Source organism: Paenibacillus sp. 2TAB19 (assembly GCF_052115185.1).
In the GTDB taxonomy this organism is placed as follows: Bacteria; Bacillota; Bacilli; order Paenibacillales; family Paenibacillaceae; genus Pristimantibacillus.
The window spans coordinates 1-24979 of record NZ_JBFRGE010000083.1; the positions used below are offsets into that span (position 1 = coordinate 1).

26 protein-coding genes are annotated in these 24979 nt (G+C 45.5%); 9 read left to right on the plus strand and 17 right to left on the minus strand.

From position 1 onward, the window contains the following. Positions 1-143 precede the first annotated feature (143 nt). From AB4Z33_RS25725 to AB4Z33_RS25755, 7 genes are all read right to left on the minus strand, one after another. Positions 144-1016, minus strand: coding sequence for a carbohydrate ABC transporter permease (locus AB4Z33_RS25725; RefSeq protein ID WP_442052627.1), 873 nt, complete (start codon positions 1014-1016; stop codon positions 144-146). A 20-nt stretch (positions 1017-1036) separates the two neighbouring features. Then, positions 1037-1921 carry a carbohydrate ABC transporter permease gene (locus tag AB4Z33_RS25730; RefSeq protein WP_337101483.1) on the minus strand — a complete coding sequence of 295 codons (885 nt, stop codon included), beginning with the start codon at positions 1919-1921 and terminating at the stop codon, positions 1037-1039. Between the two features lie 55 nt (positions 1922-1976). Further along, the gene (locus AB4Z33_RS25735; RefSeq protein ID WP_442052628.1) at positions 1977-3299 is read right to left on the minus strand and encodes an ABC transporter substrate-binding protein; all 1323 of its coding nucleotides are present in this window, start codon (positions 3297-3299) and stop codon (positions 1977-1979) included. 119 nt (positions 3300-3418) lie between these two features. Further along, positions 3419-4597, minus strand: coding sequence for a response regulator transcription factor (locus tag AB4Z33_RS25740; protein WP_442052629.1), 1179 nt, complete (start codon positions 4595-4597; stop codon positions 3419-3421). Next, positions 4584-6257 carry a sensor histidine kinase gene (locus tag AB4Z33_RS25745; protein WP_442052630.1) on the minus strand — a complete coding sequence of 558 codons (1674 nt, stop codon included), beginning with the start codon at positions 6255-6257 and terminating at the stop codon, positions 4584-4586. Before AB4Z33_RS25745 ends, AB4Z33_RS25740 begins: the two co-directional genes overlap by 14 nt. 189 nt (positions 6258-6446) lie before the next feature. After that, positions 6447-7928: an RICIN domain-containing protein gene (locus AB4Z33_RS25750; RefSeq protein WP_442052631.1), complete on the minus strand. Its 1482-nt coding sequence runs from the start codon at positions 7926-7928 to the stop codon at positions 6447-6449. A 163-nt stretch (positions 7929-8091) separates the two neighbouring features. Continuing rightward, positions 8092-8772, minus strand: coding sequence for a MerR family transcriptional regulator (locus AB4Z33_RS25755; RefSeq protein ID WP_442052632.1), 681 nt, complete (start codon positions 8770-8772; stop codon positions 8092-8094). A 253-nt stretch (positions 8773-9025) separates the two neighbouring features. On the opposite strand from AB4Z33_RS25755, the gene AB4Z33_RS25760 reads away from it, so the two are divergent. Then, positions 9026-10516 (plus strand): ATP-binding cassette domain-containing protein, encoded by a 1491-nt coding sequence (locus tag AB4Z33_RS25760; protein ID WP_442052633.1) that lies wholly within the window; start codon positions 9026-9028, stop codon positions 10514-10516. A 112-nt stretch (positions 10517-10628) separates the two neighbouring features. Here AB4Z33_RS25760 and AB4Z33_RS25765 read toward each other — a convergent pair whose 3' ends face one another. Together AB4Z33_RS25765 and AB4Z33_RS25770 are read right to left on the minus strand one after the other, a co-directional pair. After that, complete coding sequence (locus tag AB4Z33_RS25765; RefSeq protein ID WP_442052634.1) at positions 10629-10994, minus strand: GNAT family N-acetyltransferase; 366 nt, start codon at positions 10992-10994, stop codon at positions 10629-10631. A 296-nt stretch (positions 10995-11290) separates the two neighbouring features. Beyond that, positions 11291-11773 carry a GNAT family N-acetyltransferase gene (locus AB4Z33_RS25770; protein ID WP_442052635.1) on the minus strand — a complete coding sequence of 161 codons (483 nt, stop codon included), beginning with the start codon at positions 11771-11773 and terminating at the stop codon, positions 11291-11293. A gap of 575 nt (positions 11774-12348) precedes the next feature. Here AB4Z33_RS25770 and AB4Z33_RS25775 point away from each other — a divergent pair. Further along, positions 12349-12552, plus strand: coding sequence for a hypothetical protein (locus AB4Z33_RS25775; RefSeq protein ID WP_442052636.1), 204 nt, complete (start codon positions 12349-12351; stop codon positions 12550-12552). A gap of 50 nt (positions 12553-12602) precedes the next feature. Here the strand turns inward: AB4Z33_RS25775 and AB4Z33_RS25780 are convergent, their stop codons facing one another. Then, a complete protein-coding gene (locus AB4Z33_RS25780) occupies positions 12603-13613 on the minus strand; it encodes an AraC family transcriptional regulator ligand-binding domain-containing protein (protein WP_442052637.1) in 1011 nt (336 codons plus the stop codon). 116 nt (positions 13614-13729) lie between these two features. Between AB4Z33_RS25780 and AB4Z33_RS25785 the strand changes: the two genes are divergently transcribed. Continuing rightward, positions 13730-14422, plus strand: a complete 693-nt coding sequence (locus tag AB4Z33_RS25785) for a DUF4386 domain-containing protein (protein ID WP_442052638.1) — start codon at positions 13730-13732, stop codon at positions 14420-14422. Between the two features lie 83 nt (positions 14423-14505). Here AB4Z33_RS25785 and AB4Z33_RS25790 read toward each other — a convergent pair whose 3' ends face one another. Both AB4Z33_RS25790 and AB4Z33_RS25795 read right to left on the minus strand, forming a co-directional pair. Beyond that, positions 14506-14949 (minus strand): cell wall hydrolase, encoded by a 444-nt coding sequence (locus AB4Z33_RS25790; RefSeq protein WP_442052639.1) that lies wholly within the window; start codon positions 14947-14949, stop codon positions 14506-14508. Positions 14950-15096: 147 nt separating this feature from the next. Further along, positions 15097-15672 carry a YdcF family protein gene (locus AB4Z33_RS25795; protein WP_442052640.1) on the minus strand — a complete coding sequence of 192 codons (576 nt, stop codon included), beginning with the start codon at positions 15670-15672 and terminating at the stop codon, positions 15097-15099. 484 nt (positions 15673-16156) lie between these two features. Here AB4Z33_RS25795 and AB4Z33_RS25800 point away from each other — a divergent pair, with 484 nt between their 5' ends. Beyond that, positions 16157-16573 carry a VOC family protein gene (locus tag AB4Z33_RS25800; protein ID WP_442052641.1) on the plus strand — a complete coding sequence of 139 codons (417 nt, stop codon included), beginning with the start codon at positions 16157-16159 and terminating at the stop codon, positions 16571-16573. Here the strand turns inward: AB4Z33_RS25800 and AB4Z33_RS25805 are convergent. Further along, complete coding sequence (locus AB4Z33_RS25805; RefSeq protein ID WP_442052642.1) at positions 16542-17288, minus strand: hypothetical protein; 747 nt, start codon at positions 17286-17288, stop codon at positions 16542-16544. The genes AB4Z33_RS25800 and AB4Z33_RS25805 overlap by 32 nt on opposite strands. Before the next feature lie 234 nt (positions 17289-17522). Here AB4Z33_RS25805 and AB4Z33_RS25810 point away from each other — a divergent pair, with 234 nt between their 5' ends. Both AB4Z33_RS25810 and map read left to right on the plus strand, forming a co-directional pair. Beyond that, entirely contained in the window at positions 17523-18107 is a 585-nt protein-coding gene (locus tag AB4Z33_RS25810; RefSeq protein ID WP_442052643.1) for a TetR/AcrR family transcriptional regulator, read from the plus strand. Positions 18108-18114: 7 nt separating this feature from the next. Then, positions 18115-18861, plus strand: a complete 747-nt coding sequence (gene map / locus AB4Z33_RS25815) for a type I methionyl aminopeptidase (RefSeq protein ID WP_442052644.1) — start codon at positions 18115-18117, stop codon at positions 18859-18861. A 46-nt stretch (positions 18862-18907) separates the two neighbouring features. On the opposite strand, the gene AB4Z33_RS25820 is transcribed toward map, so the two are convergent. Further along, a complete protein-coding gene (locus AB4Z33_RS25820; protein ID WP_442052645.1) occupies positions 18908-20002 on the minus strand; it encodes a DUF3626 domain-containing protein in 1095 nt (364 codons plus the stop codon). A 51-nt stretch (positions 20003-20053) separates the two neighbouring features. Continuing rightward, positions 20054-20734, minus strand: coding sequence for a TetR/AcrR family transcriptional regulator (locus tag AB4Z33_RS25825; protein ID WP_442052646.1), 681 nt, complete (start codon positions 20732-20734; stop codon positions 20054-20056). A gap of 136 nt (positions 20735-20870) precedes the next feature. Between AB4Z33_RS25825 and AB4Z33_RS25830 the strand changes: the two genes are divergently transcribed. From AB4Z33_RS25830 to AB4Z33_RS25840, 3 genes are all read left to right on the plus strand, one after another. Beyond that, on the plus strand, positions 20871-22223 hold the full coding sequence (locus tag AB4Z33_RS25830) for an MATE family efflux transporter (RefSeq protein ID WP_442052651.1): 1353 nt from the start codon (positions 20871-20873) through the stop codon (positions 22221-22223). A gap of 165 nt (positions 22224-22388) precedes the next feature. Further along, entirely contained in the window at positions 22389-22724 is a 336-nt protein-coding gene (locus AB4Z33_RS25835; RefSeq protein ID WP_442052647.1) for a DUF1801 domain-containing protein, read from the plus strand. A gap of 84 nt (positions 22725-22808) precedes the next feature. Further along, on the plus strand, positions 22809-23309 hold the full coding sequence (locus tag AB4Z33_RS25840) for an SRPBCC family protein (RefSeq protein WP_442052648.1): 501 nt from the start codon (positions 22809-22811) through the stop codon (positions 23307-23309). A 175-nt stretch (positions 23310-23484) separates the two neighbouring features. On the opposite strand, the gene AB4Z33_RS25845 is transcribed toward AB4Z33_RS25840, so the two are convergent. Further along, the gene (locus tag AB4Z33_RS25845) at positions 23485-24030 is read right to left on the minus strand and encodes a hypothetical protein (RefSeq protein ID WP_442052649.1); all 546 of its coding nucleotides are present in this window, start codon (positions 24028-24030) and stop codon (positions 23485-23487) included. 143 nt (positions 24031-24173) lie between these two features. Then, complete coding sequence (locus AB4Z33_RS25850; RefSeq protein ID WP_442052650.1) at positions 24174-24725, minus strand: TetR/AcrR family transcriptional regulator; 552 nt, start codon at positions 24723-24725, stop codon at positions 24174-24176. Positions 24726-24979 lie beyond the last annotated feature (254 nt).

Genomic DNA, 24979 nt, shown 5'->3' on the forward strand with positions numbered 1-24979 from the left:
CCGTTTCACATCTGCACCGCTTTCTCTAGCCAATATCTCCAAATTATTCCCTAGTTCAAGCCGAATGAAACAATGCTCGATAAAAGGAAACACAAAAAAAGGCGGCGAATGATCGCCACCTTTCCTTATTTGACCGATATAACTTAACCTTTGACCGCGCCGTCCATCAAACCGCCGATCAGTTGCTTTTGAAACAGCAGCACGATGATCAACAGCGGAATAATGCTGATGACCGAACCTGCCATAATAAGCTCGTATGGCGTTCTAGCGCCAGATTCCAGCGTCCGAATCGCAAGCGATATCGTTTGCTCGCTCGGCGAACGAAGAACGATTAACGGCCACAAGAAGTTATTCCATTGATTGACGAAAGTGATAATGCCTAGACTGGCAAGCGCCGGTCTTAAGTTCGGCAGCACGATCGACGTAAATATTCTGAACTCGGAGCAACCGTCGATTCGGGATGCTTCAAGCATTTCCGTATGAATGCCTGAGCTGTACTGACGCATGAAGAAAATACCGAAGGCGCTGGCCACATTTGCTACGATAACGCCCCATGGATTGTCGATCAAGCCGAAGGCGCGATAGATTTCGAACATCGGAATAATCGTCGTCTCCGAAGGCACCATCATGGAAGCGAGTACGATGCCGAACAAAATACCTTGGAATTTGAATGTGTACTTCGCAAATGCATAACCGGCAAGCGTACAGAAAAACAGGGCAAGCGCCGTATGAAGTATGGCAATAAAGAAGCTGTTGTACAGGACGGTATCGAAAGCCCGCTCTTTGAACAGCAAGGTGAAGTTGTTCCATTGCGGATTGGTCGGAATCCACATCGGTGGATTAAGGAAGATATCTCTTCGCTCCTTCAGCGAGGAGCTGATCATCCAGAGCAATGGGAATAATGAAGCAAACGTAATGATGATCAGCATTAAATAAGCAAGCCCTTTGTTGATCAAATCGCGTGGTTTAAGCGATTTCTTGGGCGATGTTGTCGCAGTTATCGTTGCGGAAGACAAGGGAATCCCCTCCAGAAGTCTTAATCGTTATCTCTCGTTACGCGCATTTGAATGAACGTAAATATCATCATCAGGAAGAAGAACATAATGGCAATCGCGGATGCGTATCCGAAATTCAAGTTTGTGAAGCTTTCTTGATAGATGAGCAATACCGGCGTCGTCGTCGAATTAAGCGGGCCGCCTTTGGTCAATACGAGCGGTTCCGTGAACAAGCCAAACGAACCGAGCGTGGATAAAATGACGCAAAATACGAGAATTTTTTTGAGCAGCGGCAGCGTAATGCGAATAAGCACTTGGAAAGGCGTCGCGCCGTCGACGTATGCCGATTCATAAATGTCTTTCGGTATGTTCTGCAGACCAGCCAAAATAAGAATCATGTTATAGCCCATCCAGCGGTAAAACACCATTGCCGCTACCGACACGCGCGCCCATACAGGCGAATCGAGCCACAAAATCGAAGCGTCAATGAGACCCAGTTGCTTCAAAATCACGTTAATAAGGCCGTTGTCGCCATTCAGCATGATCGAGAATACGAACGCCACGGCAACGACTGCCATAATGTTCGGGGTGAACAGCGACATTCGGAAGAAGCCCTTCCCTTTCACCCAACTCGAATTAAGCAAGACCGCTACGAGCGTAGCCAACAGCAGCATGAGCGGTACGTAAATGACCATAATAATCAAACCGTTCGCGATGGTCAGCCAGAACACATCGTCCTGTATGACACGCGAGAAATTGTCCATGCCGACAAATGTCTTCGTTTTGCCACCGTTCCACTCCACCATACTTAAGTAGAAAGAGTACAGAAACGGATAAAACAGAAATACGCCGAACAGGATAAAAAATGGCGATATAAACAAGTAAGGCGCGGATTTCTGCTGCCATCTCCACCATTTGGAAGCCATTGTGCCTCATCCTCCATAAATCAAGGGCCCTCGCCGGGCCCTTGTCATTGATCTGCTATTTACGGCTTGTACGGCTGCGGAGCTCGTCCGCTGTTTTCTTAAGCGTATCGGCTACCGATGCTTTGTTAAGGAAAACTTCCGCGAAAGCGTTCTTCGTCAACTGATTGGCAACTGGGAAATCAACCGTATACGATTGCGGAGCGATCTGCTCGAGCGCTTGCGTATACACTTGTCTTACCGGTTGACCGCCGAAGTATTCTACCGGTTCGGAGAATACCGCATCCTCATAAGTCGTCGTAAGCGATGGCAAGGAACCTGCATCCTTCATCATCGTCACTTGGGATTCTTCTTTGCCAAGCATAAATTCAATGAACTTCCAAGCCTMTTCCRTATGCTTGGAGTTCGCGTTGATCGCGAGGTTCGAACCGCCGTCATTCGCGCTTGCATATTGGTCGTCAGCCGACCATTTCGGCATCGGTGCTACGCCCCATTTGCCAGCGCTGTCTGGATCGATCATATTTTCAAGCAAGCCTTCGTACCATGCAGCGCCTACGATCGTCGCTACTTTGCCGTCCGCGAACGCATTCAACCAGCTTTCGGAGAAAGCTTCGGCGTCGTTCACGATGCCGTCATTTACCATGCCTGCATAGAATTCTGCTGTTTCAATAACTTTAGGATCGTCAAGCGACACGTTGCCGTCCTTATCGAAGTACCATAGACCGCGCTGCCACATCATCGTTTCGAAGAAACGGTTGTTCGAACGCGTCTTCGAATCCTGGAACATGAAGTTGCCTGTTTTCTCCTTGATAATGTTGCCGACTTCCTTGTAATCCTCGAACGTCTTGATGCGGTCAGCAACCGCTTCAGGATCGGATGGCAAACCAGCCGCTTCGAAGATATCTTTACGATAGTACATAACTACAGGACCGCTGTCCCAAGGCATAGCGTACACTTTGCCGTCTTTCGTTGCGTCTTCCCACTTGAACGGAACGATCTTGTCTTTGTATGGCGCGACTTTGTCGCTAAGATCGTACAAAGAATCGATGTTGACCATTTGAGCCAGGTTGCTTGATTCAACCGCGATAATATCAGGCACTTTGTCGCCTGTGTTCGCTGCGATCAAGTATTTTTGATAAAGGTCCGTTTGACCCATGAGTTGATATTCAATTTCGATGTTCGGGTTCTCTGCTTTGAACGCTTCCATGTTAGCGTCAAGACCGATCTTCGCCGCATCCCAAATCCATACGACTAGCTTAACCTTCTCATCTTTGCTTTCTCCGTTTGCGCCATTGTTGTTATTACCGCCCGAAGAGCAAGCGCTCAGCAGCAAAATAACAGCCATAAGCAGAAATAAGGACGATTTCCATCTCTGTTTCATACTTGTGTGTACCCTCCTTTTAATGTTTGCATGAACAGCATATCGGTTATCGTTCGGGCGTAAAACGGAAATCGGTTAGGCCTTCGTCGTTATTTTGTTCGGCGGCAGCGCGCAGGTTGCTATTTGTTTGATTTAGTCGTTAATTTGTTCTCGCGGTACTCTGACGGCGTCATTCCGGTATAACCCTTGAACCACTTGCTGAAATGTTTGTTGTCTTCCATTCCAACTTTCTCGCCGATCAGGTTAATCCGCCAATCCGTCTGTACAAGCAGCTCGGACGCCTTGCGCAGCCGCCTGCGATGAAGAAATTCAAGAAAACTGACACCCAGCTCCTTCTTGAACAATGTGCTGAAGTGGCTTCGGCTAAGCCCGATGCTCTCCGCCAGCTGCGAAGAAACGATCGGCWCATCGAGATGTTCATCTATATAGGCAACCGCCTTCATAATCGGCGTCGATACGGCGTCTGTTCTGAACTCGTATTGCTTCTCCAGCTCTGCCGTCTTCATCGTCCGGCTAATCGCTTCCATGAAATCAGACTGCTTCGTCAGAACATCCGACTTCTTCCAAGTCATAATTGTTTCCGCTGCATTCGAGCATTCAAGCAACAGCAGCTTTAGCCGTTCTGCATCTCGAGCCGGCGTGACGATTATTAGCGGAGCGCCTTCCGCATGAAGGTGTACAATTGGCAGATCCTGACCGTTCAAATCTGAAGCAGACTGCTCGTCCAGCCTATGAACAATGGTTAGCCCTTCCTTGGCGTCAAGTCCGAACAGACTAAACAAAACGACTCCTTCAAGCGAGTGTTTCTCCATGTACTGCCCGATGAACGCGTTAAGCTGCTCGCTATTCCGCCCTTCCGTATACCAGGTTCGATACATGGCATTGGTATCTTCCGTGCTTGGCGCGCTCGACCGATTCCATTCCTCTGTAATCTTCATCAGATAGCGGTCCACCGTTTCGGCGTCCATCGCCGTCTTAAGCAAATAACCTGATGCGCCAAGCTCCATCCCTTGCTGCGCATAAGCGAAGTCCGAGTGGCAGCTGAGAAATAATATTTTGGCTTCGGGGTTCGCTGCTTTAATCTTCGTTGCAAGCTGAATGCCGTCCATCTGCGGCATAACAATGTCGGTGATGACGAGATCAGGTTGAAGTTCTTCATACATCTCCCAAGCAATCTCGCCRTTCGGCGCGTTGCCTACCACTTCCATGTCCCAGCGCTTCCAATCGACTGTATGCATAAGACCGACACGAACGAGCCGCTCGTCATCGGCGATAATGACTTTTCTAATCTTCGTCACGCACATTCTCCCCTTCCTGGTACGGCCATCTGATCTCGATAATAGTGCCCTTCTCCGCATTCGGCAGAATGCGAATGCCGTATTGCTCGCCGAAGTGCAGCTTGATCTTCTGGTCGACGTTATACATCCCGAGTCCGCCTCTTCCTTTGCGCGGAGGGGAAGGCTTGATGACGTCGCTAGGCGATTCAATCCCTTTGCCGTCGTCATAGATGCTAAGCACGATCTGCTGCCGATCGCGGTACACTTCAAGGGCAATCGAACCCGTACCGTCGTCGAACGCGTGATAAAAAATATTTTCGTACAGCGGCTGCAACGTCATGCGAGGAATCCAAACACGTTCCAATCCCGGCTCTATATCCTCGGTATAGGTGAAAGAATCGCCATAACGATAATATTGGATCTTAATATAGTGGCCAATCGTCTCCAGCTCTTCCTCGAGCGGAACGAGCTCATGGCTAATATCGAGATTTTCCGACAACAGAGCGGCTAAATGGTAGATCATACGGTCGATATCGCTTCTTCCCGCCATCCTCGCCCGCCATTGGATTGCATTTAATGTATTAATGATGAGATGCGGATTGATCTGATAATGAAGCGCTCTAAGCTCCGCCTCGTTCTTCAGCTTCTCGGTCCGCGTAATGTTGGTAATTAAGGACCGAATTTGCTCCGTCATGAAGTTGAAGCGAGCGCCAAGCCTGGACAGCTCGTCCATGCCCGTCACCTCGACCGCGGCATCAAGCTTGCCTCTGCTGAACTCCAGCATCGACTTGTGGAGCGACACAATTCGACCCGTGAAATTGCCCGACAATACGCGCGCCATTATTAAAGCAGCGATCAAAGACAGAAGTCCGATTAAATATCCGTAATTGCGAATGACTCCGGAAGACTTATTGATCTCGCTTTGCGGCAGCCTGGCCGTTATCGTCCAATCATTTATAGCCAATGTTTCCGTGAATACGTAGTCTTTGCCCGAAAACGCAGGTTTTTCCGCCGATTCGTAGATCAACTGTCCGCTGGCGTCGCTTATTTGTAAATAAGACCTCGTATCCTGCTCGAAGGATTGGAACAGAGTCGTCATTGCCTTCGCATTCACGTCAACGAGAATTCGGCTGCCTACTGGTACGGCCGCGGCTTGCAAATGAAGCGGTACGATTAGACTAATAAGCGGTCCGTTCGGCTGAGGAGAGCTGTAATAACCGCCTGAATGAAAGCCGGTCCATTGCCAAGCCTGCTGAGGCTGAGACCCGTTCCACCAATTTGCTGCGAGCAACGAAGCTGAATTCACATTCCGGCTGCCAAGTATTTCGCCGTCCGGCGTAATGACGAATAGCCCTTCAACGATCGGAGATACGTGAAAGGAAAGAAAATCGATGAAGCTGTTCAGCTCCAAATATTCGTGATAGGACTTCGGATCTGTCATTATTTTTTTGCCGGGAGCGAGCAAATAACCTTGAATGTCTCTCGACAACGCATCCATTTCCTTCAAATGCATATCCGTAACGGTCACAAGCTGCTTCATTGCATACCGATTGTAATCCTGGAGCTGATCGTTTACGATATTGGCCGACTTCGAATAAGAAAGAATACTAAGGGCAAGGAGCGGTATAAGCGCACATATAAAAATAAGAAGCGTCATTTTACGCTGAATGCTGGAGCTCATCAACAAAACGGTTCACCTAAGCCTTTCATCCTGTCAAGTTTCATTGTCAGTACTATCATTATATCGGACAAATCGACTACAGTCGGGTTCATTTGTACGATCCTAATCGTAAATATGTTTGATTCATTGTATCAATCGCGTGAACGCAAAAAAAGGGCGGCTCTCCTGGCCGCCCTCTTCCGATTCATCTTAATTCACTTCAATAATYTGCCACTTCTGATTCGCCCCGCCCCAATAGTCGTATTGGATGACGGCCGAATTATTTGCTGTACCGCTTGCATCCAGCGATTTGCCGCTATTGCGGTTAATAATCCGATATGAATTGTTGCCGACATAGGTGAATGTCCATTGCTGATTGTTCCCGCCCGAATACGTGTATTGAATGACGGTTCCGTTATTGGCAGTAGAAGCGTTGGCTACATCGGCCGCCTTCCCGCTGTTCACATTCACAATCTTGAAGTAATTGCCTGCGGCTTGAATGTTCCACTTCTGGTTGTTGCCGCCCCAGTTGTCGTATATCTGGATTGCTGCGTTGTTAGCGGTTGACTGCCCTGCTACATCAAGCACCCTGCCGCTGCTTACGTTAACGATCTTATATTTCTTGGCGGGATCGAAGATTCCTCCGCCCGTGTTCCCTGCGATAACGCCCGTCGCCGCGTCGATATCTACGCTCGGATACCAATCCATCTGCAGCGTTGTGCTCGTCGGGAAAGTTAGCGGCAGCCATACGTATTGAGAATTATTGACCGCTTCGCCCCAGGCGCCAGCCCATCGATCTCCCATGAACAGATATGACGTCGTTTGACTGCCAACGACCGGAATGACGTAAGTGGATTGAGAACTGTAGGTGACGGAATCGCCGAAGTTAACCGGATTCGTCCATGTCCCTTCGATACTGGATGCGGTAGCGTATTTGGCTTGGTTCGGATTCCAGCCCGTTGCTCCTGAAGTAATTAAGAAATAGGTCGAGCCGCGCTTGAAGATAGCAGGAGCTTCCCGGTAGGCTCCGATCCAAAGTGTATGAACGAGCGCATCTACGCCAAGGAAGTCAGACGTTAATCGGAAAATGTTCATATCCGCGTTCACTCTCGTGGAAGAGATCAAATACGCCGTGCCATTGTCGTTGTATACGGTCATATCTCTCGAATCCTTATCGAGAGGACGGAAGCTGCCGTGATACGTATACGGCCCTTCAATTGAAGACGATGATGCAACAGCAACTCTACCTTCCCCGTAATCCACTCCATTTTCCTTATGCATCCACATGACAAACTTGCCTGTCGAGCTGTTGTATAGCAGCTTAGGTCGCTCAATATTAGCGGTGGCAAGCTCTCCACCCATACTTTTGCTTAGCAAATGGGCGCGGAATTCCCAGTTTTTCAGATCAGTCGAGCGATAAAGGGATACCAGATTTGTTCCATCGCGATTTTCGCCTAGCCAATAATAATAGTTACCATGCTTGAGCATGCCGCCGCCATGCGCGTGTACGACATTTCCGTTTGTGTCTGTAAACTGAACGCCACTCGTCACATTTACGTTTGCCGCTTCTGCAACAGTTGGGAATTGAGACAAGCCTAGCGAACCTGCAAGCAATACCAGCAACAGCATACACAGAAACATTTTGTTACGCGTGTTCAACCGTTCAACCAACATCATCAAATCTCCCTTCATGGTTTGGACTTGTAAAGCGCTTACATTATTGATTATAGGCATGTCTTTTTGATGTGGAAATCGTACAATTCGGACTTTAGTGAACTATTGTTACATTTTTTACCTATTCTCAAAAAATTTCAATGCTAACAGCCAAAAAAAGACTGCGGCCGCAGTCTCTTATTTATGGCTTGAGGTCTCCCATTTCTTCCATCTCTATTAAACGATACAAATACTTGATTCCTCTCATTCGGTTTCGGTTAATTTGGTTTAAAAACTGCAACGATTCCTTCGCGATACGTCTAGCCTGCTCGATATTGTTATGATCAAGCTCTTCAATAACCTTCCTGATCGTATCTAGTGACCATACAGCCGTTCGCAACGTTCCAATTATAAGTATTTGTCTGATCTGCGTCGGTCTGAACACGCGGTATCCATTCTCTTCATTGCGAGAAACCGTTATTAAGCCCATCTTCTCCCAATGACGAATCGCCGATGCCGGCACCGATGTGGCTTTCGAAACTTCGCCAATGGACATCCACTTCCGTCTTCCCCATTGGTCAAGATGATCGAGCTCTTTGGAATCCAATGCTTCGATCGTTTTCTCAGCCATCTGTTTATCGCGCTGCAGAGATGCTTGCGACTCGTTCACAACCCATAACGCTTCATCGGTGTTATTGTTCAGCAGCAGCTTTAATACTTCTACCGTTTTCATCATCCCGAACCCTTCGCCCATTGCGCGGATGCATTCAAAGTAAGCGAAATGAAGCTCCGAATAATTCCGGTATCCGTTGTCGCTCCTCTCTACCGGCGGCAGAACGCCCCATGATTCGTAATGCCTGAGCGCACTTGTACTAATATTCAATTCTTGGCAATGTCGATCGGTCTCATAAAAAGTACGCCTCCTAGATGGGCAAGTTTGCTTACTTCGAAAGAACAAAGGTTCATCTATAACCTTAAATAGCAATAATAAACTTTCAAAGCAAGAATGCATGAGTAGTAAGATCAAATTAAGCTCAACCTTATCACTTGCATTAATATTATAAGATTAAGGTATCAAAGGAACGAAGGAGGAGCAAGTTTAATTTAATCCTAATCTATCTGATGGAGGTACAGCTTTGAACGACTTCATTGAAATACGAGGTGCGCGTGAAAATAACCTCAAGAACGTTACGCTTCAAATTCCAAAGTACAAGCTGGTCGTCCTTACAGGTCCCTCAGGCTCTGGCAAATCAACGCTCGCCATGGATACGCTGCAGCGCGAGTGCCAGCGTCAGTATATGGAGTCCATGGGGATGACCTCGGAATCGCTAGCTAAGCCGAAGGTCGATGCCATTATAGGTCTCTCCCCCTCGATTAGCGTCGGGCAGCATGTGACGAATCGAAACCCGAGATCGACAGTGGGAACCGTAACTGATATTTACACGTATTTGCGCATTATTTATGAGAAGCTTGGGGAACGTTCTTGCGTGCATTGCGGTACAAGATTCATTCCGAGTCCGTCAGCGGATGCGGAAACTTCTACGAACGAAGACGATGAGCCGGCAAGTATGGCCGCTGTTCGATGTCCGCATTGCCATGGAGAGATGGAGCGTTGGACGCGGAGACACTTTTCCTATAATACACCCGACGGCGCTTGCGAAACCTGTGGCGGCCTTGGGCATACGGTGAGCTTAGATCTCGAAGCCGTATTCGATCAGGAGAAAAGCGTTCTCGGAGGCGGCGTATCGATATGGTTCGAGATGTTGGCCAACTACCATACTTCCGTTCTGAAAGCTGCCGCAACGCATTATGGATTACCCTATAATCCAGAGCAGCTCCTAAAAGAATATAGCGAAGCTCAGCGGGATCTGTTGTATTACGGCGTCGAGAGCGATGCGTTCATTCGTCACTTCCCGGATATGAAGCCGCCAAAGACGGTGAACGGAGGCAAGTTCGAAGGCGTTGTAACGGGAATATGGCGCCGCTACAAGGAGAAAGGCGGAGAATCGGGCGAAGGCGCTTTATTTCGGGAACAGCTCTGCGTAGACTGTCATGGGGCTAAGCTCAAGAAAGAGATTCGGGACGTAACCGTAGGCGGCTCCTCCATCTCCGATATCGCAGGCTGGGCACTCCAAGACACCGTGTCGTGGCTGGATGCGCTGATGTGTCAACTCGGACCGGATGATAAGGAGCAGGTCGAATCGATGCTGCATGACTTGACCGTTCGGACCAAACGTATCGTTAACGTCGGACTCGGCTATCTCACACTCAATCGACAGTCGGTAACGCTCTCGGGCGGCGAAGGCCAGCGAATTCGACTGGCGAAGGAACTTAGCGGCAAGTCAAAGCAACACACGCTGTACTTGCTCGACGAACCATCTACCGGCCTGCACCCGCGGGATACGAAGCAACTGCTTCTGCTTCTGGGCAAGCTTGTCGACGCAGGCAACAGCGTAATCGTCGTCGAACATAATCTCGATGTCATCCGTGAATGCGACTGGATTATCGACATCGGTCCAGAGGGAGGACATGAAGGCGGTGAATTAATTGCCCAAGGAACACCGGAAGACGTGGCCCGAGTCGATGCCTCGCATACTGGAAGGTATTTACGGGAAGCGCTGAGGTAATCAGCCTAAATAGACAGATAGGACCTCATACTCCACGCACTTGTGGAATATTGAGGTCCTTATATAAAATCGTACGACCACCTACTTACATATTGACGAACTATCAAGCTCGTCAAGGTTGAGCACGCGTAACATCGAGGTGCATCCGCAGCAACGGTCCACCCGGTGAGTTGGCGACGCCGATGACGACGAACCCCACCGATTCATAAAACGCCTTGGCGTGATTGGCGGACACCTCTATACGCAAACCGCGACGCGCAATATCGGCGATTAATGCACTCGCAACGCCTTGACGCATCCAGTTAGGATCAGTGAACAGATCTTCGAGTTCTAGGAAGTCGTCGACCGGACKCGCCGATACGAAGCCGACGACCCGCCCGTCAATAACTGCAACAAGCGCGAACGGCAGCATCGGTTCGTCCCAGGCGAGCCACTCAGGATGAGCGGCGATTAGGTCGTGGTCGGCTTCGTTTGTCAACGAGGCTCGGCGATACACGTCACGGATCGTATCGACATCGCCCGTGACAGCTTTCCGAAAGATATCGCCATACCATTATCAAACTGATGAATCCACTTTCCTTCTCGTTTGAGGTTTTAAATTCTGTCTCGAATCATTAGGGAGAACTGACTCTCCCCCTCTACATTTACTAATGTTTTCTCCAAGGCTTGAATCTCGATTGATAGGATAAACCGCTTAAGCTCAGCTATATTCATAATGAGCCAACGCTCCTCGTCCAATAGATAAACCGTCCAATATACAACTTACCCTTCTTCCTAAAGCGATAATTCTTTTATAAACCAAGCGTCCRTAGCATTGTGCTCTGAACCATCTAGTGGTCTTTCAAGTTGTTGGAAACCTAATTTCATGTAAAGGAGATTTGCTGCTTCAAGTTTCTTCAATGTTTCTAAGTAACAATGTGTATAGTGTTCCTTCGCGAATTCGAGTGCTACTTTCATAAGCTCCTTCGACAGACCCATACCTTGAGCTTTGGGTGTAATGTATAGCTTTTGCAACTCGCAAATTCCCGACTGCTGCCCAAATGATGCAATTCCCACTCCGCCTAYCACTTCATTTTGTTCATTCACTGCAACCCAATACTTAGCCTTTGATTGTTCTTTGTAATATTGTGCCAGCTTGCTCAATTGAGGGTCAAAATAGGCTGTTCCCGGAATGTTTAGATTAAATGATTCCAATGAGCACTTAATAATTCGCTCTATTGTTTGATTGTCCTTTTCCTCAATTTCACGAATTTGCATTGATTCATTCCCCCAATAACTAATATCTAAATAATCATAATTTAAACTCAAATATTATTCACCAATTCATTCAACCTATTCGAGTAACTGACCCATTTGCTCATCAAAAAGTCAACCAATCGTATGACCGGCTGCCTTGGTGTAGTTATTCAGTAACCTCTCCCGTTAGTTTAATAAATCGTGCATTCCTGGGATCACGGGATTGTATAGAAGTTCTTGCCTTGAGTCGGTGACAAGAACTTCTATACAAAAAACTAAAAAGCCGCAGTTTATGCGACCTCTGTTGTAGAGATGTTCTTGTCATCCGACACTGAACGCCTTACGCCTTTTTATATCTGCTGGCGCCAAAACGTATGCGGCCATAACGTAAGCTTTGATAAGATCATTTATGTCGCCACTTTTGTGTCTTTTGACACACGTCAGCGATGTGTCTCTAGACACCCATTAACACGCCAGTATATTTGTATTATTTGTTTAATGAGGACTTCATTCCTATTCATTCGCGACCGATATAAAGAATATTGATTCATTACCGCGACTATAGTCATGAAATATCAGGAAAGAAGGGTTACTTTATGAGAATAATTCACCGCAAGCCGATCAACGCTACTTTGCTTCAAGCAGGCATTAGGACTCGTTCTTCGAATTTCGCCGCAACGGCAGCCGTAGAGAACAGATCGACGAAGCGCAGAGGAAAATTTACGACCGGCATGATTAATGGAGCGCTTTTGGTTGTGCCATTCTGGCTTTTGATCGCCTGGTTGATTTTTCACAACTAAGCTAACGTTCTCCGATAGCTTAATGTTTTACTGTGATACGGTTAACCGCGTTAGCTATAACTGCAAGTTTCCCTATACTGTCCCGGTGGCAGCCCAGTCCATCTCTTGAATGCACTCTGAAATGCACTAGGATCTGAAAATTGAAGCAAGTAACCGATCTCAGCAACAGTATACTGAGGTCTTTTCAGATAATGAATGGCAAATTCCATTCGAGCTTTGTTGAATAGGTTGTTGTACGTTGTCTTCTCATGGTTCAGATTGGCTTGCAACGTACGTACGCTGATATTAAAATTTCGTGCCGCATCTTTAACGCCCGGAAACGTGGAAGGCATACTGCGGGCAATCCATTTGTACACCTGGTCTGCAAATGTTCGGCCATTCAGCAGTTGATTTCTCGCTTCTTCCGCGTACTCCTTAAACGTGCTTAACAGCTCACGATTCGAAAGAATGATGGGATACTGCATCGTCTCATTTTCAAGACAAATGAGATTGACCTCGCTTTCAAACCTAGGGTTAACGCCGAAAAGGTTGAAATATTCCGATCTATTGTCCGAAGCCTTATGAGTAAATTGCAGCTTCGTAAGCGCGATGTTGCGACAGCTCAGTTTAAGAAGAATCTGATACAAGGAACTAACCATACCTTCTACCGAGTGTCTGGATGGTTGTCTGGCCGAATCACAAACGTTGAACCGGATGGCCGTTTCCCTCTGATCCGTTTCCCACTCCACATCAATTCCACTGCACACAATAACGTTATACCTCTGATAAGCAGCAAGTGCTTCCCCTATCGTATGACAATGCAGCAACACATAACCAAGAATACCGAGGCTGGAAAGTTCGATTGTTTGTCCTAAATGAATACCAAATAGGTTGTCATTCGTAAAAGCCGCTGCGGCTTCCAGCATGCGGTCGAATTCCTCTTCACGGATTCGCACCTCCGCTTGATGCAGGATCTCCTTATCGAACGAAGCAAATTGACAGAATGAATCCAACTCATAACCTTCCCTTATCAAGTAACTTAGAATCGGGTGAATGAGCGTAACAGACAAGCCAGGGCCCAAAAGCTGTTCCTCCTTTCGCAACGGAGCAATATTTTTGCGTTTTGCAACATTTGAAGATGAGGTACTCCCTACTATGATTATTTTATCAAATAGTTAGCCAAGGGAGTGTAAAAATAATGAGCCGTACCGGAATGCGCACAATGGGAATCCTGCTGCTGGTGATGCCTCTTCTTATTTCCGTCTCGTGGAYGGGACTTATGATCACATTCGACTATCCCGATATTTTGAGAGAACCCGTTGAAGTCATCCTGCATAAGTATCGCGAAGGCGGCCTGACATTGAAATTGTACTGGGCCGGAATGGTCGTCTCGAGCTTGCTCATTATACCGATCGTGATGATGTTTTACCGCCTCACAAGCCATACGCAACGAGGCTTAAGCCTCGTTGCAGCCGGCATTGGGCTCTCCAGTGCGATCTTTCATGTGGTTGGCTTCTCAAGATGGTTGTTTACCGTTGATTCTTTAGCCGAGCAGTTCGTCGGTAATGAACAGCTGACATTGGCCCAAAAACAAACTGTCGATATTATTTTTAATACACTCCATCTGTATTTGGGCGTAACTGTCGGAGAAACCCTTGGTTTTGTGACTATGGGCGTGTGGGCAATTCTAATGAGTGTTACTTTATATCAATCGGGCAATATCAAAAACTGGGTGGCAATTCTCACGATTGGATGTGGAATCGGTATTCTAGCAGGTATTTTTGAGTGGGCCGGATTGTCCATCGCCGTTGAGATCAATGCGTATGCCTATCAATTGTGGATTTTGATCATTGCTTGTTTAGGAATTTYATTCATTTTGCGGAGTAGATAGCAACTTTATTCGACTAAACTCAAAAAAAGCCGCGATTTACGCGGCATTTAATGAAATAAAGTTTTTGTTATGCGACACAAATATTAAAACGTATTATATAYATTTTCACACTCTTCCGCAGTCGGTTCATAAAAACAGTGCTTCTTCCATCGTCCTGCGATTGGTTGGTTATACCAAGTTGGCGGACATGGGCCGGGATTTTCGAATGATCCTGGACGGAAGTACCATAGGGAGTATTTGGCTGGCCAATTCCGTTCCCCGTTCACAGTCCGTTGCGCCAGACGGCGTTCCCTGTCTCTTGCGCTTTGATAATACATACCGTGCTGCAATGCTTCGAACGCATGCGGCTGGTTGATCATTTGGGGAATTGTAYGGATATCTTTAAAATCGGAGCAATTCGCTCTTATTCGGTTAATGCCGACATTTCCAACAAGGAGCATGCCCATTTCGCCTTCGGTCTCAGCTTCAGCCCGAAGCAATCTTGCCAACATATCAATATCCTGTTGCCTAGCCTTTACGACTGCCATTGGCTCACCTCTTTAGGTTTCTAGACTCATCATATTGTAGGTGAAGCGGATGTGTTACTCAGGCAAAATGTAAGGCGATAATAAATAACTGTTTCACCGAACAACGGCAGCCGATCATGAGACCGGCTGCCGTAACGTCTTGTTGAGTCAGTATTTAAAGAGATATTTATAATATGCTGGGAATTCTCGTATTATTGAGTATATATCTCTAAACTCAAAGATATTGGCATGAGCTGCATACACTTCTTTAATATCCATCTTTCTAAACGCTAATTTTGTCCTAGATACATGAAAATATTGAGTAATAACCATGACGGAGTCTAATTCTAAATCAYCAATAATCTTGCTGGTATTTTGGGCGGTCATATATGAGTTGTACCCATTATTATCCTCTATAATTTTATCTTCCGGTATCCCTTTATCTACTAAATAAGATTTCATAACTCTTGCCTCGTCGAAACCTTCCTTACCAATACYACCACTTACAATGATAATAGTAAAATAGCCCCCATTATAAAGTTCTACAGACGTGTCTAATCTTGCTATTAACCGATTAGAAGGCTGACCATTAACTTCTACTTTATTTCCTAATACTACAGCTACATCAGCAGGTTTCAATTCATCATTCAACCCATCTATTATTGTGAAAGTAGTATGAATGAGAAACCAGATGAAAAGACTTGCTACTACTATTAAAAATCTTTTAATGAAAACAAAGTTCAATCTCTCACCTGCATTCTCTTATTTTAGCGCATGAAACGTTCCATGCAATCCTCATTGGAGCAATCAACGCTCCCTATGTAATTTTTCGTATAATATCATCAGGCTTTCGGACACAGTTTGATTAGCAGTGTCRATGACGATATGATCTCGGTCCCAAATATCGTACTGATACGTTGCCTTTAAATCTTTAGTCAAAGCTGATGACAACGTGGTCTTCCCCGTGCCGGGTAACCCGCTAAAAATATAAAGCATTAGATTCGACTCCTTACAAAAATCTTTTTCGTGACCTAACTGGTAACCATGCAAAAGATTCCAACAATGTGCCCCTCAAACTAAAATATGTAATTTTCATATCGGTAGCCCCGAATTAACTGTGTTTCAACCTCCTGTCGTAATTTGGGTCCCATACAACTTGAAAGCCCTACTTCAATGTAGTTTGACATCCAATTTATCATAATGCTACTGTATACTTGAGGTGATCGAAATGGCAGAAACAGCCAAAAGTATGTTTGTTAATTTACCAGTTAAAGACMTGAAGAGATCTATGGAGTTTTTCACCACAGTAGGCTTTGAATTCAACCCAAACTTTACTGACGACAATGCAACTTGTATGGTCATCGGAGAAAACATTTACTCCATGTTGTTGGTTGAAGAGTATTTCAAGACCTTTACTAAGAAAGAGATTTCTGATGCATCCAAAACGACCGAAGTCTTAATTGCATTAATGGTCGAGAGCCGCGAAAAAGTGGACAAGTTAGTGAACAGCKCGATTGCGGCAGGCGGCAATATTGCAAATGACACTCAAGATCTCGGCTTCATGTATCAGAGAAGCTTCCTAGACCTAGATGGTCATCAATGGGAAATCGGCTTTATGGATGAAAGTGCGATCCCGCAGGAGTAAGGAATTTTGAGTTTGCTTGTTTCATCGTACGTAGGGATGATGTCTTTGTGGCATCATCTCTTTTAATTTTATCGTCATTCGTATCCCCCAACGACTCTCCATTCACCTCCGCCGTGTTATACTGCCCGTTAGTAGAATAATTAAGACTCTCGAGTTCTTCGAATACCGCCTCTAACTCTTTTAGTACGTCGTCAAGTAGTTCTCTTTGTGGTTCGAATTGTACATCGAACTTGTTGACACTGGAATGGACCGACCACCCCTTTAGACTATTCGTAAATGAATTGTAAATCGTATCTAAGCGATTAGAAAGCGTTAATAACTGCTCTTTATCCATAAGAGGCAATTTAGTTTTAAGACTATTTACGATTCTGTTACATGCTGAATCAAATTCGATAAGAAAATCCGAATAGGTATTATACAATTCCAAATCTGCGTTCCTAATGTCATGAGTCACTTTTGGCATTACATTATAATAGGGTTGTTCAAGTATCCAATATAAATCAGATTGTTCTTCATTAAAGTATGGGAAAACATCGTCATCGTCTGCTATTTCATTGATAAATGCTTTGAAGATCCTCAATTCTTTCTCCCTATCAACAAACTCATTCATAAGGATTGCAGATTCAAGTTCTTTTTGCTTCGACTTCCCATTCAGAAACAAAAACCCATTTATTCCAAGCGAAAGGATAAGAAGAATGATTACACCTTCTCGCATCCACTTCCACCTCCTCTTCATTTACATATATTACATCTAATTCCTCTAACACGTCGACTGCTACGAATATCAAAAAGTCCTGAATGTTAATTGGATAACCATTTGCATCCTCTATTTTAATATCTGACCATCCCTACTCATTCACCAACAGATAATTTGCATATCCCCGCCCAATACGTTACAATCTTTATATCGACAAATTTGCAGGTCTATAAAAAGGAGGTTCACACGCCAATGTGCCCCCGTACCAAAGAACAAAATGAGCTTATCCGCATGCAGCGTAGAGAACAGATCATTGACGCCACCGCACGCGCCTACTTCCGCACCGGCGGCAGCTTTGATATTCGTGACGTTGCCCGCGAGGCCGAGCTCGGTTACGGCACGGTGTACCATTATTACCCCAACCGACATTTATTGATTGAAGATGTGCTGGGCAGCGGCTTCGAGCGATGCGAGCAAGCCCTAGCAGAATGGGCGACAATCCGTGGCGAAACCCCGAATGATAAGCAGCTGTTGAGGTATTGCAAGGCGCTGCTCCGGCTGTGGCAGGCGGACGCCCGCACCTATCTTGTCTACAAAATGGCGGCGGAGCATTATGCAGGCTTGCCTGAGAAGGACCGGCACGCCGCTAAGAGACAATTCATGGAACGGCTATACGTACCGCTCCAATCGATCGCCCAATGCGAAGACGACAGCGTCGACCATATGCTTGCCGTTCTGGTCGGCTGCTGCGGGCTGTACTACTATGCAGGCACTTCCGAGCTGGACGTCGATCGTATCACCCAGCTCGCGATGAAAGCCATTACGAAGGAGTCCTAATACGAACATGGTCATCTTAAAAAGCATGCATGAAATCGAGGCCATCCACAAGGCATGTCAAGTGGTAGCCGAATGCCATCGCACGATCGCCCCGCTCATCCAACCGGGTATCACGACGAACGAGATTGAGCGAATCTTCGAGGACATTATCTTGAAGCACGGGGCCAGGCCATACACGAAGGGTTATAAGGACTATCAATATGCGACCTGCGCCTCCGTCAACGACGTGATCGCGCATGGCTTCCCTAGCGATAAGCCTCTTGAGGAAGGTGATATCGTGACGATCGACACGGTCGCGGAGCTCGACGGCTGGCTCGGCGATTCGGCCTGGACCTATGCGGTCGGGAAGATCTCGCCGACGGCCGAGAAGCTGATGCGCGTCACGAAGGAATGCCTTGACCTAGGCATCGCACAGGCGCAGCCCGGCAATCGGCTCGGCGACGTGACGAGCGCGATTCAGCGGCATGCCGAATCGAACGGTTTCGGCGTCGTACGAGACCTTCTCGCGCATGGCATCGGCCGAGACCTGCACGAGGCGCCGAACTATATGCATGTCGGGAAGCCCGGCAAAGGCCTCCGCATCAAGGAAGGCATGGTATTCACGATCGAGCCCATGATCACCGAAGGCACCTACTACATGACAATCGATGCGGACGACTGGACCGCGCGGACGCTGGACCGCAAGCTCGCCGCCCAATACGAGCATACGATCGCCATCACTTCTGAAGGTCCACGGATCCTGACCGCGCAATAAAATAATTAGAGGTCGACCAACGAGTTGGTCGACTTCTTTTCTGTTGTCATTCAACAGGATTGCCGAACCTTACCAGTACGTGCCACATGAATTTTAATTCTTGGAGTACCTCTTCATAAGTTCCTCTATCGCTCCATAATTCGGGATTACGTTTCAAGTCATTAACAGCAGCTCCAACGATGCGGGTATCAATTCGATTTTTCTTGGCTATTCGTTTAGCCAGTGAAGGCATAGTTGGCCCCCTAAAATCGGATGGTACGTCATCAGCCTCAATAGAAAATCCTTTATGCCAATGAAGTTCAATTGAATATTTCGAGCATAGCTTCTCTAATGTTCTCCCTACGTCAGTTCCTTGAAATGAAGGGTCAACTATCAGTATTTCCACGTCAGTTTCAAGCGATATGTCACCATGGACTTGAGCCTCAATAAAGTGATTAAGATTTCGGCTTGGCATTTGTTTTAAGCGATTAGTAATAGGCAACTCTTGGCATGTTAACAGTCGATCGATCACTTTTCGAGGTGATAGATTTTGTTCCCCAAGGGCATATTCTCGGAAGAATGCGTCTTTAAGAACGGCAGCGATAATGTCATCGAATTCTTCATAGGTGCCTTTTTCTGCAGGATCATCCTGGGAGCCACCGTAAGTATACGAGCTACGATAGGAAACCTGTGGATAAAGAAGGAAATAGCATGACCCAAACCTCGGAGACGGACCATCAGAATGTAACATTAAATCTAAAGCCCCGTATTTTGGCCTCTCCATATTGCTGACTCCCTCCAACTGATAAACTCCTCCAAACAGCCCCATCTCCCAAATGTCTCGAGCACCGCCTGGGAATGCAGACACGCTGCCATTAGAAATCTGCGTTTCAAACTGACTCTTATAGATCCCTTGCTCATGTAATGCTTGTGCCACACTTTTCATGTCTGCAAGTGGACGGTCAGGATGGAAATGTAACGCGACTCTGGCATGTGATCGCAGTTTAGCGACAGCATCCTCAAATATACCTAGAGGGATATTCGACAACTGGAGAATTTCTCGGATAGATGCTTGTGCAGCTTCTCTTCGGCTACTGGCATACTGTTTGATATACTGAATGGCCAGGGCTTGTGAACTCGTAAGGCGACTGTTTTTTGACATGCACATCACCAGCCTTAAAAATCATTTGATATATATTTTGTTGCGCTAATTCTACTTTTCCTGTTGCTTTATTACCTGATCAATTCCCAAAAGAATAAGATTAACTCCGAACTCAAAAGCCCCGTCGGTTCCCATCAGATCGAACAGCCCACTCTTGAACATCCTACGGAATAGTCCCGCATCCGTCTCGCTCATGGAATCCAGAAGGCGCATCATCTCCCCGTCTGTAGGCACTCCCTGCTCCTTAAGAATATCGGAAACATTGCGCTGATGCTGATAATCGTCCAGAACGAAGTAGAAGACATAGTTCACAAGCGTAAGAACCGCTTGTAATTTCTGCTCTTGCTCAAGCGGCGTCGATTCCACACAAAGCAGCATACGGTTGGTGAAGCGGATAATGTCCGGTTCATGGGGCAAAGTCATCATCATGAGCTGCGTGGAGCAGGGATACCGGCTGAGCACACTCCGAACGGTTACCGCAAGACCCGTCATCTGCTCCTTCCAGTCGCCTTCGGAGCGGAACTCCTCCAAGATCATTTTCGATACCTGATTGGCCAGACGGTAGTAAAGATTCTGCTTACTCTTGAAGTACCAATAAAGAGAGGGAGCCTGAATTCCCAGACGGTCGGCCAATCTTCTCAGGCTGAATTTTTCGATGCCATCTTCCCCTAGAAGCTCCCACGAAGCTTCCAAAATCTTATCCTCCGAGATCTGAGGCTGCTGCTTTTTCATCGTCATCCGCCCTTTTATCTAACAGTGTAAGTTTGTACTTTACAGGTTCATAAGATCATGATATCATCTAACACTGTAAGGTTCAATCTAACACCGTTAGACTACGCCGAAATAAATGAAGAAAGTGGTGACCCGCATGGATACAGAAAACTTCCATTACTTTGAAAAAGCACCGGTCGCAAAAGCCGTAGCTCACTTTGCTGTACCGATGATGCTAGGCACGTCAATGAGTGTCATATATTCGATCTTGAATGCCTTTTTCCTTGGCACACTTCACAATACGGCCATGTTAACCGCACTCGCATTAACCTTGCCGTTATTCGCGATCATTATGGCGCTAGGCAACTTGATTGGCATGGGAAGCGGTACATTCATCTCCCGTTTATTAGGAGAGAAAAAATATGATGATCTTAAGCATGTGTCTTCATTCGCCTTTTATAGCAGTTTAGTTCTCGGTCTTATCGTGATGGCCGTCGGCATCCCGTTGATTAATCCCATCGTACATGGCCTGGGGGCAACGCCTGAATCCTTCGGTTTCACGAAGGACTACGTCACGATTATGCTAATAGGTTCACCATTCGTCGTATTATTCTTCACGCTGGAGAATATCGTCCGATCTGAGGGTGCAGCAATTACGTCGATGGTCGGTATGATTCTTAGTGTAGTTGTAAATATTATTCTCGATGCGCTAGTCATTTTTGTCTTCCATTGGGACGTGATCGGCGTTGCATCTGCTACGGTCTTTTCTAATTTGGTTGCGAGTGCGTTTTACGCCTTCCATATCGGATATAAGAGCCARTTCTTAACCGTGTCCGTAAAATGGTTCAAGGCAACCAAGGACATGTTGAGCAATGTATTCAAAATCGGAGTTCCCGTTTTTATTATGAGTATCTTTTTGGGTGCAATGTCGCTTATATTTAACCATTTTCTGGTCGAATATGGAGATCAGTCTGTAGCAGCTTACGGAATTTCATCACGTCTATTGCAATTTCCTGAGTTTATTCTGATGGGCTTATGCGAGGGCGTCGTGCCGCTCATTGCCTTCTCTTTTACAGCGAATAAATTACGGATGAAAAATACGATTGGATTCACGATCAAAGCGATTGTGGTGTTAGCAGCCGTGTTCGGCGTTATCGTCTATCTGATTTCCGATCATTTAATTGGATTATTCACAAATGATCCGCAATTAATTGAAATGGGCAGCTATATTCTACATGTAACGTTCTTATCCTTGTTCATTACAGGAATGACATCGTTGTTTACGGGGATCTTCCAGGCAACAGCGCAAGGAACCGCGGCATTTATTATGTCAGGTATTCAAGGAATTACTCTAATTCCTGTGCTGTATATCGCCAATCAAATGAACGGCTTCCACGGGGTAGTCTGGTCGCTGGTCATTGCGGATGCTGTCGCATTCCTTGTTGGAGCCATCATGCTGTATGTTCTACGAAATAAATTGCAGCCGGATTTGGATAATTTAGTACACTAGAAAAACATGTAACACGCATGAATGCAGGATTAGGGAGATCGGAGATCCCCGATCCTGCCTTTTTTAGGTACATCAACGCGCCAAAATATGCATTGACAGGAATATTCCTTTACAGGTATATTTGACGTGTGAGTAAAAAACATCCCAACTGGAGGGAAATAAAAAATGAATCAGGAAGTTACAGCCTATATTGAAAATTTGCCAAAATGGCAGTCCATTATCAGCTCCACGCTACGCAATCTAGTGCATGAGACAATTCCGGCGGTAGAAGAACGAATTCAATATAAGAAGCCTCATTTTCTGAAAAATGGACATTATGCTGCCGTTATTTCGCCTTCTAAAGATGCGATTGCATTTATGATTATGAATGCTAATGGCATAGAATTCCCAAAAACATTCGATGGGCCTGCCGAACGAAAGTGGATCAAATTACGTGAAGACGATTCTGCGGATCTTTCACTGTTGTCGGAGCTTTTAAAACAAGCTTCAGACACGCTGTAAAAGCCTTAATCGGGACGGAACAAAGAAGCATCTATAGAATTTGCAGAAATCAAGTACAATACTTAGATCTGAGGAGGATTAAAAATGAGCAACCCTAAAGGAATTTTTCTGACACGTGAATTTAACGCTCCGCGCGAGCTGGTGTACAAAGTATGGACCGAACCTGATCACTTCGGCAACTGGTGGGGCCCCCAGGGATTCACCCTTGAAGTCGTTAAGATGGAAGTGCATCCAGGCGGAATGTTTTTCGGATGTCAGAAGTCGCCGGACGGACAGCATGTCATGTGGGGCAAGTTTGTTTACCAAGAAGTTCAGCCGCCTGAGAAGCTGATATGGGTCCAATCTTTCTCTGATGAAAATGGCAATACCATCCGCGCTCCATTTAACCCACAATGGCCTCTTGAAATCTTGAACATCCTGACGCTTGAAGAAGTCGAAGGTAAGACAATCCTGACGCTTCAAGGAGGCCCACTGAATGCTTCAGATGAAGAACAGGCCGCATACGATGCAATGGCACCGATGGCTGCACAAGGTATGGAGGGAACGTTCGAGCAACTGGCCAATTATCTGTCCACACAATTATAAAAAATTAATAACATCCAAACTTCCCGCGTGCCAATAATGGCACGCGTTTGTTTGATGTGCCCTTACTCTAAAAAAAAAAAGGAGCAACTGCCGGATCCCAGACTACTACCGTAGCACCTGATCCAGAGTGTGTTATTCAACTATCGTTCCCCGATATCGTAATAAACGGATTCGATTACTTTTCTAAATTAAATCCATCGATTAAAACGCTAACTTCGTTTAATGTTTTATACTGCTCACTTAAACTCTTGCCTTTAATTTTATTTTGAAAATCCAGTGTTTTAACTACTTGCGAAACATAAGAGATATATTGTTTCAATTTCTGATTCATTTCATCGTTGAATTCATCTGTTACACGATTATCTAAAGAATAGACAACAGGCGACGAAGATTTCGGGTTGTTGAAAATATTTATATTTTCAGGGAAATTCACTTTCTCTCCAACAGAATTATAGTTTTTGGTTACATTAAAGTTATGATAGATGTTCGCATACGCTCCGACTAGCGAATTAACATAATCTACTTTGTCATCTTCATGGTTAAGTGCAGTTTCTAAATCTAGTAGCACTTCATTTTGYTGTATAGCATATTGAAGGATAACTCCTTTTTTCATATCTGTATTTTCTTGATACAACTGATACAAGAAAAATAAGCACGCAATAAAAATAATATTTAAACCAAATGAAATTGAAATTATGAGTTTCCTTTTACTAATCGACATAACGAATGCCCCCTAAATAGTTACCTTCCCACTCCCCRAATCCAAATAAAACGTTCACTGTCATTGCATCTGCTATTTACACCGTTAACAAGCTTATGCGCGCTTTTTTATTGTTATACAACATATGGATTTGGTTTGAATGATCATTCTTTAAAATAGGGCGTAATCCCTCTTAAATATRGGTTCTCCACTAACTTGAAAAATTGTTCTGACGATAAATCCTTTTGACGCTGGAGCCAAAAACGAAATAAAGAAAGGGAAGTTGTCAGGTAAAACTCCATTAAGTAAGGCGTTAAGGTATGGTTTTGCGGAACGTTTAGTTCTAATTGATTCAAAGTGATTTCTTTCTTTAAGCGTTTTAAAAAACGGATACTTCCATAATCACCCAAAAGGGCATTAAGAACCAGGAGATGTTCTCTTTTGTCCAGACAATAAAACGTATCTTGAACCGTATGCATCGATAGCTCTTTATTCGCCAATTCTTTTTTTATGTCATTCAATAAGTCATTTTCAACAGAATCTAACAGTTCGTAAATGTCAGTAAAGTATTGATAAAAGGTGCTGCGGTTAAATCCTGACTTATTCGCAATTTCCTGAACCGAAATTTTCTCAATCGGCTTTTGGCTATATAACTCGCAAAAAACCTCTACAAACTTTTGTCTTGTTTTCTCCGTTATTTGGGGTTGTTTTTTCATGTTTCCCTCCTACTAGCGAATACCAATATCATCCGACAAATAATAAACAACTGATGGTTGATCAAGGAATAATAAAGATTTACAATCACATCATACAACATGTTGTCTGATGATCAAAAGGAAATGTTAATAAGTAGGGGTGGTTTTAATGTCAGCCAAACAAGATAGAATTTTAATTTTTGGTGCAGGTGTCATCGGGAGCATGTACGCAATTAAGTTTATTGAAGCAGGGTTTGACGTTAGCCTGTTTGCAC

Bases quoted from the DNA above. Each gene is read 5' to 3' on its own strand.
- AB4Z33_RS25730 (WP_337101483.1), bottom strand. From the start codon at position 1,921: ATGGCTTCCAAATGGTGGAGATGGCAGCAGAAATCCGCGCCTTACTTG.
- AB4Z33_RS25745 (WP_442052630.1), bottom strand. From the start codon at position 6,257: ATGAGCTCCAGCATTCAGCGTAAAATGACGCTTCTTATTTTTATATGT.
- AB4Z33_RS25775 (WP_442052636.1), top strand. From the start codon at position 12,349: ATGAGAATAATTCACCGCAAGCCGATCAACGCTACTTTGCTTCAAGCA.
- AB4Z33_RS25805 (WP_442052642.1), bottom strand. From the start codon at position 17,288: ATGCGAGAAGGTGTAATCATTCTTCTTATCCTTTCGCTTGGAATAAAT.
- AB4Z33_RS25810 (WP_442052643.1), top strand. From the start codon at position 17,523: ATGTGCCCCCGTACCAAAGAACAAAATGAGCTTATCCGCATGCAGCGT.
- map (WP_442052644.1), top strand. From the start codon at position 18,115: ATGGTCATCTTAAAAAGCATGCATGAAATCGAGGCCATCCACAAGGCA.
- AB4Z33_RS25820 (WP_442052645.1), bottom strand. From the start codon at position 20,002: ATGTCAAAAAACAGTCGCCTTACGAGTTCACAAGCCCTGGCCATTCAG.
- AB4Z33_RS25825 (WP_442052646.1), bottom strand. From the start codon at position 20,734: ATGAAAAAGCAGCAGCCTCAGATCTCGGAGGATAAGATTTTGGAAGCT.
- AB4Z33_RS25835 (WP_442052647.1), top strand. From the start codon at position 22,389: ATGAATCAGGAAGTTACAGCCTATATTGAAAATTTGCCAAAATGGCAG.
- AB4Z33_RS25840 (WP_442052648.1), top strand. From the start codon at position 22,809: ATGAGCAACCCTAAAGGAATTTTTCTGACACGTGAATTTAACGCTCCG.